General features: G+C 66.1%; 20 protein-coding genes and 1 pseudogene. 6 read left to right on the top strand and 15 right to left on the bottom strand.

The window, feature by feature from the left end; translation table 11 throughout:
- Positions 1–341: 341 nt before the first annotated feature.
- The 8 genes from FHS38_RS33645 to FHS38_RS33670 all read right to left on the bottom strand — a co-directional run bounded on the left by FHS38_RS33645 (position 342) and on the right by FHS38_RS33670 (position 5,665).
- Entirely contained in the window at positions 342–1,067 is a 726-nt protein-coding gene (locus tag FHS38_RS33645) for a phytanoyl-CoA dioxygenase family protein (RefSeq protein WP_184740209.1), read from the bottom strand.
- A 96-nt stretch (positions 1,068–1,163) separates the two neighbouring features.
- Positions 1,164–1,421, bottom strand: coding sequence for a hypothetical protein (locus tag FHS38_RS33650; RefSeq protein WP_229822929.1), 258 nt, complete (start codon positions 1,419–1,421; stop codon positions 1,164–1,166).
- A 239-nt stretch (positions 1,422–1,660) separates the two neighbouring features.
- Positions 1,661–2,017 carry a hypothetical protein gene (locus tag FHS38_RS33655; protein WP_184740212.1) on the bottom strand — a complete coding sequence of 119 codons (357 nt, stop codon included), beginning with the start codon at positions 2,015–2,017 and terminating at the stop codon, positions 1,661–1,663.
- A 158-nt stretch (positions 2,018–2,175) separates the two neighbouring features.
- Positions 2,176–2,430, bottom strand: a complete 255-nt coding sequence (locus tag FHS38_RS35880; protein WP_229822928.1) for a hypothetical protein — start codon at positions 2,428–2,430, stop codon at positions 2,176–2,178.
- Positions 2,431–2,469: 39 nt separating this feature from the next.
- Entirely contained in the window at positions 2,470–2,691 is a 222-nt protein-coding gene (locus FHS38_RS35885; RefSeq protein WP_229822927.1) for a recombinase family protein, read from the bottom strand.
- A 58-nt stretch (positions 2,692–2,749) separates the two neighbouring features.
- Positions 2,750–2,959, bottom strand: a complete 210-nt coding sequence (locus FHS38_RS34945) for a hypothetical protein (RefSeq protein WP_221495676.1) — start codon at positions 2,957–2,959, stop codon at positions 2,750–2,752.
- Positions 2,960–3,013: 54 nt separating this feature from the next.
- Entirely contained in the window at positions 3,014–3,343 is a 330-nt protein-coding gene (locus FHS38_RS33665) for a hypothetical protein (protein WP_184740214.1), read from the bottom strand.
- Between the two features lie 243 nt (positions 3,344–3,586).
- Positions 3,587–5,665: a Tn3 family transposase gene (locus FHS38_RS33670; protein WP_229822926.1), complete on the bottom strand. Its 2,079-nt coding sequence runs from the start codon at positions 5,663–5,665 to the stop codon at positions 3,587–3,589.
- 71 nt (positions 5,666–5,736) lie between these two features.
- Here FHS38_RS33670 and FHS38_RS34950 point away from each other — a divergent pair, with 71 nt between their 5' ends.
- The gene (locus FHS38_RS34950) at positions 5,737–5,922 is read left to right on the top strand and encodes a hypothetical protein (protein WP_221495688.1); all 186 of its coding nucleotides are present in this window, start codon (positions 5,737–5,739) and stop codon (positions 5,920–5,922) included.
- Between the two features lie 281 nt (positions 5,923–6,203).
- Here FHS38_RS34950 and FHS38_RS35890 read toward each other — a convergent pair.
- Positions 6,204–6,605, bottom strand: a pseudogene (locus FHS38_RS35890) (DUF4158 domain-containing protein); the annotation flags it as partial.
- Between the two features lie 387 nt (positions 6,606–6,992).
- Positions 6,993–7,751: a GntR family transcriptional regulator gene (locus tag FHS38_RS33675; RefSeq protein ID WP_184740216.1), complete on the bottom strand. Its 759-nt coding sequence runs from the start codon at positions 7,749–7,751 to the stop codon at positions 6,993–6,995.
- Between the two features lie 79 nt (positions 7,752–7,830).
- Between FHS38_RS33675 and FHS38_RS33680 the strand changes: the two genes are divergently transcribed.
- Together FHS38_RS33680 and FHS38_RS33685 are read left to right on the top strand one after the other, a co-directional pair.
- Positions 7,831–8,154: a hypothetical protein gene (locus FHS38_RS33680; protein ID WP_184740217.1), complete on the top strand. Its 324-nt coding sequence runs from the start codon at positions 7,831–7,833 to the stop codon at positions 8,152–8,154.
- Between the two features lie 376 nt (positions 8,155–8,530).
- The gene (locus FHS38_RS33685; protein ID WP_184740219.1) at positions 8,531–9,292 is read left to right on the top strand and encodes a GntR family transcriptional regulator; all 762 of its coding nucleotides are present in this window, start codon (positions 8,531–8,533) and stop codon (positions 9,290–9,292) included.
- Between the two features lie 54 nt (positions 9,293–9,346).
- On the opposite strand, the gene FHS38_RS33690 is transcribed toward FHS38_RS33685, so the two are convergent.
- Positions 9,347–10,549 carry an amidohydrolase family protein gene (locus FHS38_RS33690; protein WP_184740221.1) on the bottom strand — a complete coding sequence of 401 codons (1,203 nt, stop codon included), beginning with the start codon at positions 10,547–10,549 and terminating at the stop codon, positions 9,347–9,349.
- A 548-nt stretch (positions 10,550–11,097) separates the two neighbouring features.
- Here FHS38_RS33690 and FHS38_RS33695 point away from each other — a divergent pair.
- Entirely contained in the window at positions 11,098–11,892 is a 795-nt protein-coding gene (locus FHS38_RS33695; RefSeq protein ID WP_184740223.1) for a cytochrome c biogenesis CcdA family protein, read from the top strand.
- A 453-nt stretch (positions 11,893–12,345) separates the two neighbouring features.
- Positions 12,346–12,819, top strand: a complete 474-nt coding sequence (locus FHS38_RS33700) for an RICIN domain-containing protein (RefSeq protein ID WP_184740225.1) — start codon at positions 12,346–12,348, stop codon at positions 12,817–12,819.
- 422 nt (positions 12,820–13,241) lie between these two features.
- Here the strand turns inward: FHS38_RS33700 and FHS38_RS33705 are convergent, their stop codons facing one another.
- The 4 genes from FHS38_RS33705 to FHS38_RS33720 form a co-directional block, all read right to left on the bottom strand.
- The gene (locus tag FHS38_RS33705) at positions 13,242–13,670 is read right to left on the bottom strand and encodes a DUF5994 family protein (protein WP_184740227.1); all 429 of its coding nucleotides are present in this window, start codon (positions 13,668–13,670) and stop codon (positions 13,242–13,244) included.
- A 12-nt stretch (positions 13,671–13,682) separates the two neighbouring features.
- Positions 13,683–13,964: a hypothetical protein gene (locus FHS38_RS33710; protein WP_229822925.1), complete on the bottom strand. Its 282-nt coding sequence runs from the start codon at positions 13,962–13,964 to the stop codon at positions 13,683–13,685.
- Between the two features lie 245 nt (positions 13,965–14,209).
- A complete protein-coding gene (locus FHS38_RS33715; RefSeq protein ID WP_221495681.1) occupies positions 14,210–14,755 on the bottom strand; it encodes a DUF5994 family protein in 546 nt (181 codons plus the stop codon).
- Between the two features lie 194 nt (positions 14,756–14,949).
- Positions 14,950–15,477, bottom strand: a complete 528-nt coding sequence (locus FHS38_RS33720) for a DUF5994 family protein (protein ID WP_184740229.1) — start codon at positions 15,475–15,477, stop codon at positions 14,950–14,952.
- A gap of 342 nt (positions 15,478–15,819) precedes the next feature.
- On the opposite strand from FHS38_RS33720, the gene FHS38_RS33725 reads away from it, so the two are divergent.
- Entirely contained in the window at positions 15,820–16,092 is a 273-nt protein-coding gene (locus FHS38_RS33725) for a hypothetical protein (protein ID WP_184740291.1), read from the top strand.
- Positions 16,093–16,343: the final 251 nt, after the last annotated feature.

Here is a 16,343-nt window from a genome sequence, read left to right on the forward strand (position 1 = left end):
CAGCACTCCGAGTTCACCACCGCCCTCATCCGCTACGCCGGCACACTCTGGCATCCGGAAGCCGGGCACTGACACACGAGACCTGAGCGCGGCGCTTGGCGAGTCTCGCCAAGCGCCGCGCTCAGTCACACCCTGCGGCCACCGGCGCGCAAGTCACCGGGTGGTCGTCGGACCCGCCACATTGCCGCGCGTCAGCGACTGCCACGTAGTGACCAGATGTGCCATGAGGCGGTCGGAGCGATGATGGGAGCATGACGCGCAACGAGCACCAAGCTCTCGTAGTGCAAACAGAATCCGGCCGCCGGCTGCGCGAAAGAGGTCGAGCCGCTCATACGAGTCCTCTATCGATTCGTCGCCGAAGAGGCCGCCCAGAGCGATCCTCTCCACCGGGGCCAAGGGGCTGCCCAGCAGCTCCAGCGGCGGCAAAGGCCTCGCCCGCGTGCCGGAGCTGCACGAAGCGGCACATCAGATTCCTGCGGGTGGTAGAAGCCCTCCAAGCTATCGCCCCCGCCGAGGAGTTGGCGATGCACCGGGCTGAGCTCAGCCCACTGTCGGTCGGTCAAGCGCAGGTCATCACGTGGGCGCAGCCACCGATAGGCATAGGCATAGAACAGCACCTTGCGGGTCACGGATGACGCGTTGGCTCCGCGCGTATGCCACACCCGCGGATCGAGCAGCAGCGCCGATCCCGCTGGAGCGAGCACCGGCATTGCGCCCTCTACGGCTTGCGCCGGATCGGCAGGCGGCGTGAGGCCCTCACGCCGATGACTACCCGGCACGAGCCAGAGGTTGCCTCGGTCCGGGCAGCTGGTGTCGGTAAGGAAGTACCCCACCTTGATCGAGAGCAGAGGGCGCGGATGCGCGAGCGGGCCGATCGCTCCAGCCATGTCCTGGTGCCAGCAGTACTGGAACGGGCCGGCGGTCGACGAAGTGGTGTTGACGTCCAGGTGGGAGTGGTAGACGAAGATGTTCCAGCCGAGCACGTCGGTTACCAGCGACAGAGCGGCAGGAAGATCGACGAGATCAAGGAACTCCGGGTGCCGTTGCGCCAGACCGCTCAGGCGCAAATCGGGTTGGCTGCTCGTTGCCGCCGACTCGGGAAGTACCTCGTCCAGGCCCTGTTCTCCCGAAGCTACGGCGAAGTGACAAGTAGCTCTCTGTAATTAGAGTGACGCTCGGTCAGGGAGAGCGAGGCGGGGTCCGGGGACTTCGCTGGCCGCCTGGAGGGCGCCGAAGTCGGCGTGAGCCGCCTCGACGGCTTCGGGGTATGCCTCGCGCTTGGCGTGTTCGGCGAGCGCCCGGTAGATGCTGGCCACCGAGGGGTTCTGTCCCTTGCGCTTGCCGGTGGGGATGAACAGGTCGGGCTGGATCTGCTCAACGGACTCGCCGAGCGCCCGGCGCCGCAGCACGGTGTGCAGCATGTCGTCGGTGATGACCGGGGGCCGGCCGCCGTGCTTTCCCTTGCGGGCCGCGGTGTCGAGTGTCCCGTCGAATTGCGCTTGTCTGTGGATCTTGCCCTGAGCTGCGGGGCTGCCAGGTCGGATGAGAACACCCGGCTCTGGATTCTCAGTGCATCTGGCTTGTGCGGAATCCTGCATGGGGGACGAGTCGACCGCCCCAGGTCAGAGGCCGAGCCGACCGTCTATGAAGGGTTCCGGGATCAAGGGCGCAGCAACCGCTGAGCGGTGGCCAGCGTTACCTCGATGTCGTCGCTCCAGGAGCAGACCTCCAGCCACGAGAGGTAGCCGCCCTGTGCGAAGACCAGGATCTCGCCGGGGCACTCGCCGTCTTCCGTGAAGATCTGGGCCTCGGCCGCCACCACAGTGCCCGGGCCGGATGGCGCCGGTTCCACCGCTTGTGCGTCGAGATCGAAGTACGCGGTGCCGCACCCACATGTGCAGCGTTCTCGTACGCGGATGTGCGGCACCTGCCAGCGAAGTGCGAGGTGGACCGGATCGTCCTCGCCGAGAACGGCCTCCAACACGAGGGCTACATCGGCGGGCAGTGTCTCGGTCACCTCGCCACCGTATCCCCTGCCCAGATGCGTTTACATGCGGCCCAGTGAGAATCCGTCAGCATGAACGAGAACCAGTGAGAATCCGCCAGCTCCCATGCGACAGGACATCGAGCCCCTCGGCCCTGTTCTCGTATAGCTACGGCGAGGGGACAAGTAGCTCAGCGTGATTTCAGGGCCTCTGCTTGACTGTGGGGCTCGGGGACCGCTCCGTTGTTCATGGCGGCGAAGTCGGCGTGCGCGGCTGTGATGGCTTCGGGGTACGCCTCGCGCTTGGCGTGTTCGGCGAGTGCGCGGTAGATGCTGGCGACGGAGGGGTTCTGGCCCTTGCGCTTGCCGGTAGGGATGATCAGGTCGGATTGGATCTGCTCAACGGATTCGCCGCCCGCGCGGCGGCGGAGGACGGTGTGGAGCATGTCGTCGGTGATGACTGGAGGTCGGCCGCCGTGCTTGCCCTAGCGGGCCGCGGTGTCGAGTCCCTCCAGCGTGGACTCTCGGATGTTCTCCCGTTCGGTCTCCGCCATCGCCGCGAAGAACGCGAACAGCTGCTTGCCCGGGCCGGTCGGGTAGTAGATGCCGGGCAGGGGCCCGGCGAGCATCTCCAGGACCAGGCCGTGGGCGGTGAGGTGGTCGGCGAGCGCGGTTAGTTCGGCGGCGTCGCGGCCGAGCCGCTTCATCTCGTACACGGTGAAGATGACCCGGCAGTGCGGGGCGTGCGCCTTGACCTCCCCGTCCTCAGCGCCTCCTCGAATTTCGGGCGTACGCGTCGAGCTGGGAGTCGAGTTTCTGCCCGAGGGTCGAGCAGCGGGCGTAGCCGATGCGGATGTCCGCGCTCGGCAGGTCAGAGTCGATCGATGCCGGGGGCGGGGTGCCCGGCCGCCACGGCCGGCCCGGTCCGCGCTCGGCCGGGGTGGGCACCCGCAGCGCTTTCTTCAGCCGAGGCACCGCCCCGCTACGTGGAAGGAGGCCGCCGATGAGCCGCGAAGCGCTTGCGGGCCTTCAACGATTGCCGAAGGTTTTGCTGGTGCACGCCCAGGTGCACTGCACTGTTGGGTTAGCCTCATCGAAGCCGTTGCCGGTCAAACGACCCTGGAAGTCGAACCGGCCGACGTACCGCCCCCTGGCCCCTCCGCTCCAGTTGACTCTGAACGAAATCTCTTGGTCGGTCGCCTTGGCGTCGTCAATCGTCCCGTGCTCCCCGGGGTAATCAGCCGTGTTTTGCGGAGAGGCGAAAGTGCCATCATCGTCTTGATTGTCGATGTGGATTTGCACTACGTGACCAGTGCTCTGCTGGATCGTCCAATCCCCTCGAACGTCCTTGACAGCCATAGCCGTACCTCCAGTAAGGAATGCCAGCATTTGGTTTCCCCCTTTGCACGCTACCGCGCATGCCAACCGCACGCCATTTGAGGCAGTTTGGTTGATTAGGTGACTTCGCCTCCGTCCCACGACGAACCGAACGGGTGTCGATACGCAGGGCCGCCATGTCCAAAGCACCAGGGAAGACACGTGCGCTCAGGCCGCTGCACTCAGCCGCGTCCACGGCGTCGGCTCAGCTCCCGAGCCGTCCCGTCACGCCGTGGCCGGTGCGCTGTCGGGGGTGCGCGGTCCGGGGATGACGATGGTTGCCTGAGCGGCCGGGTCCAGTTCCAAGCGGCTGTTCATGTCCAGCTCGAACCGTCCGTAGGGGTTCACGTGCGTCCAGAACAGCGGGGACAGGGCCCGCCGGTCGGCGTCGGTGAGCCGCTTCTGCCACTTCTCCTCGTTCAGGATTTCCTGGAGCAGCAGGGTGTTGACGTGCACCAACGCCGACTGGAGCAGGTGCAGGGCGAGCATGGAGACCTCCTGGGACTCCTTGTCGGAGCCGGTCAGGTCGCCGTCCTTGCCGTAGAACAGGTCGTGATTGGCGGAGTTCCAGTTCTCCACGACCTGGAGCCCGTCGTTGATCTCGCGCCGCAGCTCCGCGTCGGCGAGGTAGTCGCAGATGAACGCCGTACGCACCGCCCGCCCGAGTTCCTCGATCGCCCGGTAGGTGGGGTGCTTCGGGCCGCCGCGGGTGAAGCGGCGCAGGACCTGCTCGGCCTCGGCGGTGCCCAGGCGCAGGGCGGTGGTGTACTTCACGATCTGGTCGTACTGCTGGCGGATCAGGTCCCAGTCGATCGTCTTGGTCGACAGCACCGGCGCCAGGTTCGGCCACGTCTCGTCCTGGCCGGCCGCCGGCCGGTACAGGCGCGCGGAGCCGACGTTCTTCAGCCTGGGCAGCAGGCTGAAGCCGAGCATGTGGGCGAAGGCGAACCCGACGATGGAGGCGCCGTGCGTATCGGTGTACTGCCGGTCGATCTCCACGTCCGTGCAGTGCCGCAGCACGCCCTCGATCATCGCGGCGACCTCGGAGGCCGGGCAGGACTTGAGCTGGCTGTAGACGCACAGCGACTTCTTCTCGACGTGCCAGTAGATCATCACCCCGGGCCCGCGGTATCGCTGATGCCACTCGGTCATGAAGTTCGAGCTCCAGGAGCCGAACTTCTTGGAGTCGCTCGCGCAGGCGGTGCCCTCGCCCCACCACGCCTGATCGCGGGCGGCGAAGGTGGCGTTGACCAGCCGCACCAGCGCCGCGCGCAGGTTGGTCCGGTTGACGAACAGGTGCCGTACCCGGCGCAGGACGGCCTCGCTCTCGCCGTGCTTTCCGGTGACCGCGACGCGCTTGATGCCCATGTTCGTCCCCAGCGCGAACAGCACCAGCAGCAGCCGGCGCCGCAGTACCGCCTTCGGGACCGCCTCCCTGGTGGCGACTGAGGTGAACTCGGACGTGAAGCCGGTGGCGAACTCGGCCTCCTTGAGGATGTCGATCAGGTCGATGGTGCCCCAGCGGCGCTCGATCTCCGCCTTCAGCGCGACCAGGTTCTCCGGCTCCTCCTGCTTGCCCAGCGGCGAGACCTTGGTCCACGGCTCGCCGTGCTTCCTGACGATGTCCACCCCGCCCGTGGTGCCCAGCTCCAGCGCCGCATCGAAGCGGGTCAGCGCCTCCCGCAGCCGCTTCTGGAGGGCCTCGATGAACTTCTCCGGGTCCTGCGGCTGGCGGATCGCGTCGTAGTGCACATCGCGGTTGTCCTCGAAGTCCGGCGGCAGGTCGTCCTCCGGGTTCTGCCACCGGTTCGCGCCCGGCACCCAGATCTCCCGCCGCCGCAGCGCGTCCCGCAGCGCCACGAGCACGCACAGCTCGTACGGGATGCGCTCGACCCGGCCGCGCTCATCCACGACCGCCTTGCGCCAGTCCTCGCGCACCACCCCAGCCAGCGGGATCTTCTCCGCCTCGTCGAAGAACGCACCCTCCTTCGCGATGGGCTGGTCCAGGTACCGCTTGAGCGGGTCGATCGCGTCCATCACCGGCCGGTAGGCGGTGTTGTTGCACTTCAGCTCCAGCGCACCCAGCAGCGGCGAGAGCATCCGCCGCCAGTGGTTGGAGTACGACGAGCGCAGCACCGTCCGCACCCGGGCCCGGTAACGCGCCTCGTTCGCCGCGGCCTCCGCCGCCAGCGCCTTCAGCGTGGACTCCCCGGCCACCGGATAGATCACCTTGCGGACCGTGCCGCCCGGCTCCGCCACCGCCGCCTCCGCCAGCCGCAGCAGGATGCCCTCCTTGCCGCGCACCCGCTTGAGCTCCTTGTTGAACTCGCCCTCGACCCTTCTCCGCCCGCGTGTTGATCTTCTGCACGAGCTGGATGAACAGCTCCACCAGCGAGTCGGTGATCTCCGTCTCCCGCACATGGCACAGCGTCGACAGCAGCGTGTACCGCACCGGCCCCGCCGCCGCCCGCAGGTCCGAGGGATACTCCTTCGCCGCACGCGCTCGCCAGGCCGCCACCAGCTTCCCTGACACGTCCCCGAACAGCTCAGGCGGCAACTGAAGCCGGCGCACCCGCTGGAGCTTGTTCACCTCCGCGAGCAGGCTGTCCAGCCCCGACGCGCCCGGGTCCGCCTTGAGCTCGGTGAAGAACGTGCCCCCGCCGCCCGCGCTCTCCTCATCCGCTCCGGCGTCCTCGGCGATCAGGTCGTCCAGCCGGGACCGGGTCGCCGCCGACAGCCAGTCCACGGTGGCCGCGCAGAACCGCTCCTCGAAGGTGCTGACCGCCTTGCCCACCAGCCGCGCGATCTGCCCTGGGGCCGGCGGCTCCAGCCGGTCCTTGCGACAGCGGGCCACCACCGCATCCGCGAGCCGGTCCCGGTTCAGCTCCACCCCGCACAGCTCGACCGCCAGCCACTCGGCGAGCTGGGCCTGGTCCTCCTCGGTGCACTCACGGAAGCCGAACGCGCCCCGGATCTCCATCCGGTGCCGCTTGATCGCCCGCCCCGACCAGTCGTACGCGGCCCACTCCTCCGCGGGCACCCTCACCTGCTGGGCGATGTACGACACCGCCGACACCGGCATCTCCCCCGCGTCCTCCGGGAACCGCGCCTCCACCTCGAAGAACTTCAGCAACAATGCGAACCCCAACCGGTTCGCCCCCGACTTGTTCCGCAGCCGCTCCTGGTCCTCCTCCAGCAGCGTCCACACCTCGATCAGGTCCTCCGGCTCCCACTCCTGCCGCACCCCGCGCTCCCTCCGGTCGTCATGACCGGACCAACCTCGCCGAGCACGGCCCCTGATGAGCTCAGAAGATCAAAAACGCTGACAAGCACACCCCAGATCCGCTACAGAGAGCTACTTGTCACTTCGCCGTAGCTTCGGGAGAACAGGGCCGTCCACAGCGCCGACCAGTCGACTGAGACGCTCCGCGGAGAGCGCTCCCGGTAGCAAAAGGTGCCCTGCCTGAAGGAACTCCTGGACATGCGCACACCTCGCGCTGAACGTTCCCAAAGAGGTGTGCTCGATGGACATGGTGGGTTTATTACCCGCGCGGTGGCACGCCAACACGGACCCCTGGCCAGCCCTTGGAGCATTGGTGCGGGCACAGGCCCCGTGACAACGCAGGCGTAACTACGGCCGGTCGATCGGGATCTCATAGACGATCTCGCCGTGCGCAGCCGGGACGATGATGTCCGCGGTCTCCACGGGACGGCCGTCGTCACAGAAGTACGTCCGACGGATGTGCGTCACGAAAGCGCTCTTCTGCACACCGAGAACGTTTGCCTCCGCAGCTGTGACCAGCCGCGGCTCCGGCTGCTCCACCGCATGAGTGATCACCACATCGATCGCAGCCATGCGTTCGACCACACCTAGGCCCGCGTACGGCCCACCTTCGGGCAAGACGACGATCGTGCCACCCGTGAGGCTGTAAGGCTCCCAGCTGGTCGACATTTGCACCGGCCTGCCATCAGCCAGGAACTCATACTCGGTGCGGACGCACGGATCACCCTCAGCAATTCCGAGCCGTGCCGCGATCTCAGGCGGCGCCGGCACCTTCGCCTCAGTCCGGTGCTCCCAGGTCCCCCGCTTGCCGAGGCCTGCCATGTCCGCGCGGAACGGTGACCCGCCACCTTGCTCGCGCCACCACGACCGGACCATCCGCAGCCGCTCGCACGGTTCTGCCACGTATGTGCCCGAACCCGCCCGCCCCTCCAGCAGCCCCTGAACGATGAGCAGCTCTTGCGCACGGCGAACGACGTTATCCCCCACCTCGTATTTCTCAGCGAGCTGGGCACGGGACGGCAGCCGGTCTCCCGGCGACCACTCACCGCTGGCGATGCACTGCCGGAGCCGCTCAGCAACAGCGAGGTAGGGCGGTTGGTCAGACATGTAGCAAATCTAGTCCACTAGCTCTAGTCTAGTTAACTAGCTTCACCGTGAGTGATTTCGCCGCAACGGAGGATCTGCCGTGCCCGCACCTGCATCCCGAGCGCAGGACATCGCGGCGCGCCTCTCCGCCGTCGATTTCGAACCCCGCGTGATCCGCTACGCCGATCGGCTCCAGGTCGAGGCCGACGTATCGGAGCCGTCGTCTCCGGCTCGCTGGCAAGCAGTCATTGCCGCGTTAGCCCGCGCCGACCGGTTCGGACTCAGCGGCAGTGCCGACGGACTCACCGCATGGGCCGTTATCTGGACGAAAGCCTGTGCTCATGCGCAATGCGGTGAAACGCCCCGCAAAGAGACGGACGAGCCGCAACAGCCGTCCGACCTCGCCGCCGGCCACTGGAGCTGACCCGTGAATGAGGACACCGACGACACTCTCGCAACCGGACAGTGGGCCCGCCCCGTAGGGCGCGCCTGGTGACCGCGTCGGCCTCCGACCGCGACTTGTTAGAGCACTGCCGCGCGTCCACCTTGTGGCCCCAATACGTCGGTGACCTGCATGGGCAGTGCCGAGGGACGCACGAGTACCGACTCCCGCCGAAACCGCCGGAGACCGCCGGTCCACTCATCACGACCTTCCGTTGCGACTGCCCCTGCCATGAGGCCGGTTCGCGCCCGGCGGGCTTGACCGAGGACCCCACTCGCTGAGATCAGGCAGCCCGCGAAGCGCGGCGCCAATAAGTGCACAACCTTTTCTCTCCCGACCACAGGAGCGGTGATTCAGGGTGGCTAAGCGTTACGAACTGATTGCTGATGATCTCCGTCAACAGATCGGCACGGGCACGATCGAATCCGACGCGCGCTTGCCCACAGAAACCGCCTTATCGTCTCAATACCGCGTCGGGCTGCCAACGGTGCGACAGGCGCTCAGTGTTCTGCAAGCAGAAGGGCTGATTGAGAAGCGTCACGGTCGGGGCAACTTCGTCCGGCGATCACGGCAGCAGCTTGAGTACGCCAATGATCGGAACCTGCCCGAGGCGGATTCGACGCGACGGCACGAGCCGACCGCAGGCTCTGATACAGACGTCACGGTCAGCTGCTGCGAACTAGGGGCAACGGATGAACTCGCATCCCGCCTTGGCGTGCCGGTGGGCACCCGGCTGCTTGAGTTCACCTATCGCAGCCAGCGCGTCGAGGACGATGCTCCTTACAGCATCGTCCGGTCATACATGGTTCGCGCCATGGTGGCCGAGGCCACCATGGCTCCCGTCTCGGACCGGTCGCCTTGGGGGGACGCGTACCGAGAGTGGTTTACCGGCACGGGAATTGAACTGGATCACGTGGTGGAGCGCCTCACGGCGCGCCCGCCGAGCGCAGACGAGGCGCTGGCTCTCGGCATCGCTCCTGGAGTATCAGTCGTAGCCATCCAACGAACCTCGGTCGACACCAGAGGGGTTGTGGTGGAAACCGCAGACTTACTGCTGTCTGGTGATCGAGTTGCTGCGGTATACACCACCCCAGTCATCAGAGCGCGCCAGCTCTGCTGAACTTCAGACCCCGAGCGGCCGTACCGATTCAGGTACGGCCGCTTCCCGTTGCTCTCACTTATCAAAATCGAGACCGAGCATTCGGATCGCGTTGCCACGCAGGATCTTGTACGTCGTCTCCGGCGAAAGGCCTGCGACATGCTCCGCTGCGACCTGCTTGGTGTGTGGCCAGGTCGAGTCGACATGCGGATAGTCCGTCTCGAAGGTCGCGTTGTCCACGCCAACTGTTTCAAGCGAGGCGACCCCGTGCTTGTCCCGGAAGAAACAGCAGAAGATCTGCCGGTAGTAGTACGTGGAGGGCGGCTCGGGAATCAGATCGCGAACCCCTCCCCACGCCCGATGCTCCCGCCAGACGTCGTCGGCACGTTCAAGGGCATACGGGATCCACCCCATCTGTCCTTCGGCATAGGCGAGCTTGAGCTGTGGGAACCGCACCAAGACACCGCTGAAGAGGAAGTCCATCATCGAAGCCATGGCGTTGTTGAACGACAGAGATGCCTGCACGGCGGGCGGCGCGTCAGGCGAAGCAGCCGGCATCTGCGAGGATGAGCCGATGTGCATGCAGACCACCGTGCCGGTGGCCTCGCACGCGGCGAAGAACGGGTCCCAGCAGCCGGAGTGGATGCTCGGCAGTCCGAGGTACGTCGGGATCTCGCTGAACGTCACGGCCCGGACGCCCCGCGCGGCGTTCCGGTGGATCTCCTTCACGGCGAGTTCCACGTCCCAGAGCGGTATGAGGCACAGCGGGATCAAGCGTCCGCCACTGTCACCACACCACTCTTCCGCCATCCAGTCGTTGTAGGCCCGGACGCAGGCGAGTCCGACCTCCAGGTCCTTGGCCTCAGCGAAGGTCTGTCCGCAGAAGCGCGGGAACGTTGGGAAGCACAGCGACGCTTCGACATGGTTCGCCTCCATGTCCTGGATGCGGGCCTTGGGGTCCCAGCACCCCCTCCGCATCTGCTCGCGGGTGATCCCTTCGAGGGTCATCTCATCCCGCGAGAAGCCGACGGCGGCAATGATCCGCTTGTACGGGAAGAGACCGCCCTCGTACTCCCACCAGTCCGTTAGCGGCCCGTCGGGGTCCGTGGTGATCCGATATTTGCCGCCGACGTACTCCAGCTCTCCGATGCCGGCGGTCAGAGGCTTGGGTCCGCGGTCTCGGTACTTGGCCGGGAGCCAGGTCTCGAAGAGGTGCGCTGGCTCGATGACGTGGTCATCGACGCTGATGATCCTGGGCAACTCGCTTGGGGCACTCATGCGTCTCCCTCGCAGTCACCCGTCCTCGTGGCCTCCCGAGGGGGCGACCACTTCTGACGGGCCGTCAGTTGACAGGCTAGCCTGAGCCCCCAGGCGTGTGCAGCCCCTTGCGCGGGTCACCTCGTTCGCTCGTCCTCAGACGGCCAGAACCCAACGCCGAACGTGGTCGACTCGGAAGCATCGAGGGCCAACTCCGACTATCGACTATCTGCCGCCCTCACTGTCGGCATGAGCATCTCCTCAACGCAGATCGCGGCAGCGCGTGACCCAAGCACGTCCGCTTATACACGCCATGCCACACTAGCGAGATGAGCATGCCCAACTCATGGCGCCCATACGGAAAGTCCTTTGGCGTAACCGTCGCCAACCCGCACTGTTGGCCGGATGGAGCGACAGCAGAGCCGCTCGTTTCCTGCTTCTCACCCAAGGCCGACGAGCAATGAGATGGCGCGAAGCGCAACGAAAGCACCGCCACCCTCCCTGTCAAATGCGAGAAAATACTCCTTTGCCTTACAAAAAGCCCTGCCGACCAGCGTAAGGAATTCGTGATGAGTGCCGTAGCGGCAAGCAGCTTTATGCTCATGGCGTCCACAGAATCTACAGTCACGAGTGGCACTCTGATCGCCGCGATTCCAGTGGCAGCTCTAGCCGGGCTGATTTCTTTCTTCTCGCCATGCGTACTGCCGCTTGTCCCTGGATATCTGAGCTATGTCACGGGCCTCTCTGCGGCAGACCTGGCGAGCGTAGAGGAGAAAGGGAAGCGCGGCCGAATGCTTACCGGATCCCTCCTCTTCGTGCTCGGCTTTTCCGTCCCATTCGTTACACAAGGTGCATTTTTCGGGTTCTTCGGCAGAACACTCTTGGAATACCAGGAGTCAATAACTATCGCCCTCGGATTCATTACGATCCTACTAGGCCTAGCCTTCATGGGGTTCTTGCCTGGCTTCGCCCAGCGGGACTTCCGCATCCACCGCAAACCAGCAGCCGGCTTGCTGGGTGCGCCCCTACTCGGCTTCGTTTTCGGCCTGGGGTGGACTCCTTGCCTAGGCCCAACTTTGGGCACAGTTATTGCGCTTTCGATGAACGAGGCGAGTGCCAGCCGAGGAGCCCTACTGATCTCCTTTTTCTGCCTAGGCCTCGGGCTGCCATTCATCCTTGCCGCGATTGCCTTCCGCAGGGCGCTAGGGGCTTTTGGGTGGGTAAAGAAGAATTATAAGTGGGTTCTTAGAGCTGGCGGGGGCCTACTGATCATCGTCGGCATCCTGCTGGTTACTGGCGTGTGGGGCGACATGGTGGCCCAAATTCGGGAGTGGGCACCTGGATCTGAAACGATAGGCTTCTGACCGCTGAGAGTTTAACTCCTCACGAACCACAAACCTCTGACATGCCGCTCGGCCGTCACCTTATCCGCCGGGAGCAGTCCGCTGGAGAGCTGCCAAGCGGAAGGGGCATGCGCTGCGCCGGTCAATTCGATGCGCCTACTGCCACCGTCACAGCCGTTGTGACGGTGGCAGTTCTTTTTGTGGAATCTACCGCCAAAGAGAACTTGCCGACAGGGACGGCGACCTCCCACCGGTCGAGGCAGGAGAGAGCTGACCAAACGGCGAAAAACCGCCCCTCCGCGGCCTGAAATAGACCACGAGAGTAACGAAATGTCCACCGCCGAGCGACTTGTGGAGTCGCACTTTAAATCAATGTTGCATGGCCCAAGCCGCTCTGTATGATCTTCCGGGCATGGCAAGCGAAGTCGGCATAAGTCGACACAGTTGAAAGATGACCAATTTCAATTTGCGGCCATGCCCGACGCAGTGGAGGGGAAAGCAATGAAGAAGCGCGTCATATCCTATTCCGTGGCCATGGCCGTTATCGTGCCCGTCATGGCAATAAGCACATCCGGGCAGGCGTTCGCCGACGGAAACGTGCAGTGGAAGAACCAGGCCACTGGTCGGTGCCTGGCTCACATGCCCGGCATGGTGCTCGCTGGCGACTGCGACAACCCGTCGACTAAGTGGCGGGACGTGGAGCAGAGCGACGGAACGTACCAGCAGCGCTGGGTCGACCAGTGCCTCGACAGCAACAAAGCGGGCAAGGTCTACATTCTCCGGTGTGAAAACGGCAACGACAACCAGAAGTGGTACGAGCAGAAGACGTCAACTGGTTGGCGCTTGAAGAACAAGGCCACGGGTCGCGTCCTTGACAGCAACTTCAGCGGAAGCGTCTACACGAACTTCGACGAGGGCGACGGCAACAAGCACCAGCGCTGGGCCTAGTACCCAGTCGGGACCCCAAAGGGTCATTTGCCCCAACTCGGCCGCAGAGGCCACGCCAGTGACCACTGACTACTAGCGTGGCTTCGAGCGCACTGGCCCACCGAATGGGGCGGTAGCGGGCCAGGCGCTTGAGCCGATCGGCATTTGTGCTGGATGTCCTGATGTTGGGCGGCGCCTTGGGAGAAATCTGGGAGATGATCTTCCCGGAGGGCACCGCGAGAACCAGGCCACACCAACGCAGACCAACGCCCTGACCTGCGGTGATCTCGATCAGCGCAGGTAGAAGACCTCTCCGTACCTTGTTCGGGACGAAGAGGTCGTGGGTTCAAATCCCGCCACCCCGACTTCGTAAGACCAGGTCAGGGGCCTGATCCACTCAGTGGATCAGGCCCCTGAGTGGTTTCCGGGGGCCTTTTGGAACCTCATCCTGGAATCCCCAAGGAAGAGGGCATGTCGTGGGCCTCGTCCATGAGGCGACGGGCTTCGTCCGGTGGTGATTCGGGCGGTACGACCAGAAGGTCGCAGCGGCCGATGCCGTAGGACAGCAGACAGATCCTGTGCCGGCCGGCCGCCGTACCGCATCGACTCAGGTGCACCACCCGGCCCACGAGAGTCATCCGGCGGGGACTGACGGGCCACATGCCGCCGTCCACCGTGATCCGGGTGATGCTGCCCCACCTGGCGTCCAGCGCGACGAGCAGCGCGGTCAGTTCGTCTCCCAGGTCGTGTGAGCGGGGCCACCATGCTCCGTCGGTCCGGCGGAGTCCGGTGTCCGGCTCCGCCAGGGCCAACCGGGCGGGGAGGGACGCCTGCTGCGGGGCGACGGTCGGCTCGCTCATGGTGCCGGTCACGTGGTGGGCCTTTCAGGTCTCGTCGCGATGCGGGTGGTCGGTGACCAGCCGGGGCCGGAACGGTCCCAGCACCTCGGGGGTGTGGACCGTGTCCACGGTGAGGTGGAGTCTGGTGCCGCCGTCACCGTCACCGGCGCCGCAGCTGCGCGGTTCGGTGGCGGCGAAGCGGAGGCGGAGCACCTCGGAGATCCGTCTCGCTGTTTCGGGGCACGCGGCGATGATCCGGACCTCGGCGCAACCGGCGGCGGGCAGTGTCTGCCCGGCTGCGTTCACCGCCGGGCGGTCGCGGGTCACACCCGGCTCCGGGCATGCGTCCTGCTGCGGAGCCGACGGCGCGGACGCAGCCGTCCGCGGCCTCCGTCCCGGTGGTCGCGTCGCTCGCCATGGTCGGACCGGTCGCGGGATTCCGGCAGATAGCGCTCGTACGGAAGAGCCGCGGCGCGTCGGGGGTGCTGTCGGTCGTGCGGATGGATCACGAATTTCTCCCAGGCCGATCGTTGCGGGCATCCTCGCCACGGCGGCGAGGATGCCCATGGAGGTCATGCCTCCGCGTGCCGTGGTGTGTTGGGGTCCCGTGCCGGTGACGCGTCGGCGTGGCCGGGCCCGCCTTCGGGCTCCCATGTCGTCCCGCTCGTGCCGTCGTTCCGCGCCGCGGCCATGAGAGCGCTCGCCGTGAGCCGGTTGTCGGGGTCGCCGGCCGCGGCCATCAGGTGGGCGGCGGTGCCGGGGGCGGTCTCCGGAGGGATCACCAACAGGTCCCAGCGGCCGACGCGGAAGGAGAGCAACAGCAGATCGTGGGGGTCCTGCTCGGCGAACCAGCCCACGTGCACCACGCGTGTACCCACGGGGACCTTGCCGGGGATGACGGGCCAGTGGGCGGGGTTCACCGCGACACGGGTGATGCGCCCCCAGGGGAGATCCAACGCCATGGCCAGGGCGGGGAGTTCACGTGTGAGATCGCGGGAGTAGGGCCACCAGGCACCGTCCACCGGCCCTGGCCGGGTGTCGGCGGGATTGAGGAACAGGCGCACCGGCAGCGACGGGGCGCTCTCGATCGGGGATGTCGTGGGGGTGCTGGTCGTCATCATGACGCGGACCCGTCTCCGAGCGCGTCTCCGTCTGCCCGGACTGATGGTTCGCCGAGAACGGCACCGGCGCGAAGCCGGTGCGCGAAGAATTCTCGGTAAGCCGAGCCTACTCCGCCACTACCCCGAATGTGTGCCCGCGCGGGCACCGGTTTTCCTCCGGCGGCAGGGTCGACGAGAGGCTCGGGCGGGCGTCACGCCGAGCCGTCGCGTTCCGGGTCCGTCGGTGGATTCTCCGTGGGGCCCGGGTGGGCTGGATTGGTGCCGGTGTCGATGAGGATCTGTTCGGCCTGGGTGACGTTGTCGGCCCGGACCGCCCGCGCCATCGCGGCGCGTGCCGCATCCGGCGTCGCCTGCGGCGGGATCACCAGCACGGAGAAGTGGTCGTTGTCGCCTCGGGTGATGAGGACCGTGTCGTCACCGGTCGGGAAGGAGTCGATGTGCACGACCCGGTCGTCGATGACGAGGCGCGTCGGGAGTTCGTCCCAGGCACTCGCGTCCAGGCCGATGCGCGTGATGGGGCCGATGTGCTCGGTCAACGCGATGATCAAGCCGGGCAGTTCCGTACCGATATCGCGGGAGCGTGGCCACCACGCGCCGTCGAGAATCCCCTCGCGCGAGTGTGTCGTCTCCAGCCGCACGAGAGCCGTCCCCGGTTTCACGGCCTGGTGGATGGCGTCCGGCAGGAGCTTGGGAAGGCCAGGGAATTCGGAGTCGGCCATGATGGATCCACCCGTCTGCGGGGTTCGGCATACGCCGCGCGCCCGTGGCGCCTTCGGCGTGATTGCCGCAAGCGGAATGCCCTCGGTAGCTTCACCTTACTCTCCGGTCGGCATGGCGGCCCGTCCGCGGAATTCGGCCACGGAAACGGGAAAAGAGCTGGTCACAGGCCTTCTGGAGAACTGCCCGGAGTAGAGTGAAAGAGCCCGGCAGTCGTCGGCCCCGCGCGGGCGGCGTGGTGTGGGGCACGGCGCGGCAGGGGCACCTGGCTGACGGATCCATGGCTCGCATGGCGACGCCGGATATCTCGCATGCCGACGCCGGACATGGAGAAGGCGGCAGACATGGCAACACTGCGCGAGCGGAAGCACTACCGCGAGATGGTCTTGCAGGCCCTGTACGAAACCACGGAAGGAAACCGTCTCCTGGGTGTCACCGGGGCAAAGCTGCGCGACGATCTCGATGTCCACGAAGAGGACCTGGCTGCCGCCTGCACCTATCTGGTCGGCGAAGGCTTGATCGCGGTCGACTGGGCGACGGGCAATACCCCCGCGATGGTCACGCTGACGCACCAGGGAATTCGGCTCATGGAGGCCGAGGAGGAGCAGCGCGGCTGAGGGGCTGCTTTCCGTATCGGTACGCAGGAAAGCAGCCTGCCGGGAAATCGCCCCAGGCGTAGCATGGGAAGTGGGTCCGCGCACTCTCATGTGCAACGACCTGGAAGGGCGGCCCCGGTGTGTACGTGCCGGGGCCGTTGACACGGCACGTACACACCGGGGCTGGCCCCCGCTGCCCGCTCCCTCAACCGGTCGGCTCGCCACGGCGCGGCTCGGCGCCGAGGAGTTATCCACAGGCTGCGGCACTCACG

This window comes from Streptomyces netropsis (assembly GCF_014203545.1).
Lineage (GTDB): Bacteria > Actinomycetota > Actinomycetes > Streptomycetales > Streptomycetaceae > Streptomyces > Streptomyces netropsis.

Excerpts from the sequence above, each read along its gene's own strand:
- FHS38_RS33650 (WP_229822929.1), bottom strand. The coding sequence starts at position 1,421 with ATGCTGCACACCGTGCTGCGGCGCCGGGCGCTCGGCGAGTCCGTTGAG.
- FHS38_RS35880 (WP_229822928.1), bottom strand. The coding sequence starts at position 2,430 with ATGCTCCACACCGTCCTCCGCCGCCGCGCGGGCGGCGAATCCGTTGAG.
- FHS38_RS35885 (WP_229822927.1), bottom strand. The coding sequence starts at position 2,691 with ATGAAGCGGCTCGGCCGCGACGCCGCCGAACTAACCGCGCTCGCCGAC.
- FHS38_RS33665 (WP_184740214.1), bottom strand. The coding sequence starts at position 3,343 with ATGGCTGTCAAGGACGTTCGAGGGGATTGGACGATCCAGCAGAGCACT.
- FHS38_RS34950 (WP_221495688.1), top strand. The coding sequence starts at position 5,737 with ATGAACAGCTCCACCAGCGAGTCGGTGATCTCCGTCTCCCGCACATGG.
- FHS38_RS33675 (WP_184740216.1), bottom strand. The coding sequence starts at position 7,751 with ATGTCTGACCAACCGCCCTACCTCGCTGTTGCTGAGCGGCTCCGGCAG.
- FHS38_RS33690 (WP_184740221.1), bottom strand. The coding sequence starts at position 10,549 with ATGAGTGCCCCAAGCGAGTTGCCCAGGATCATCAGCGTCGATGACCAC.
- FHS38_RS33695 (WP_184740223.1), top strand. The coding sequence starts at position 11,098 with ATGAGTGCCGTAGCGGCAAGCAGCTTTATGCTCATGGCGTCCACAGAA.
- FHS38_RS33700 (WP_184740225.1), top strand. The coding sequence starts at position 12,346 with ATGCCCGACGCAGTGGAGGGGAAAGCAATGAAGAAGCGCGTCATATCC.
- FHS38_RS33715 (WP_221495681.1), bottom strand. The coding sequence starts at position 14,755 with ATGACGACCAGCACCCCCACGACATCCCCGATCGAGAGCGCCCCGTCG.
- FHS38_RS33720 (WP_184740229.1), bottom strand. The coding sequence starts at position 15,477 with ATGGCCGACTCCGAATTCCCTGGCCTTCCCAAGCTCCTGCCGGACGCC.
- FHS38_RS33725 (WP_184740291.1), top strand. The coding sequence starts at position 15,820 with ATGGCAACACTGCGCGAGCGGAAGCACTACCGCGAGATGGTCTTGCAG.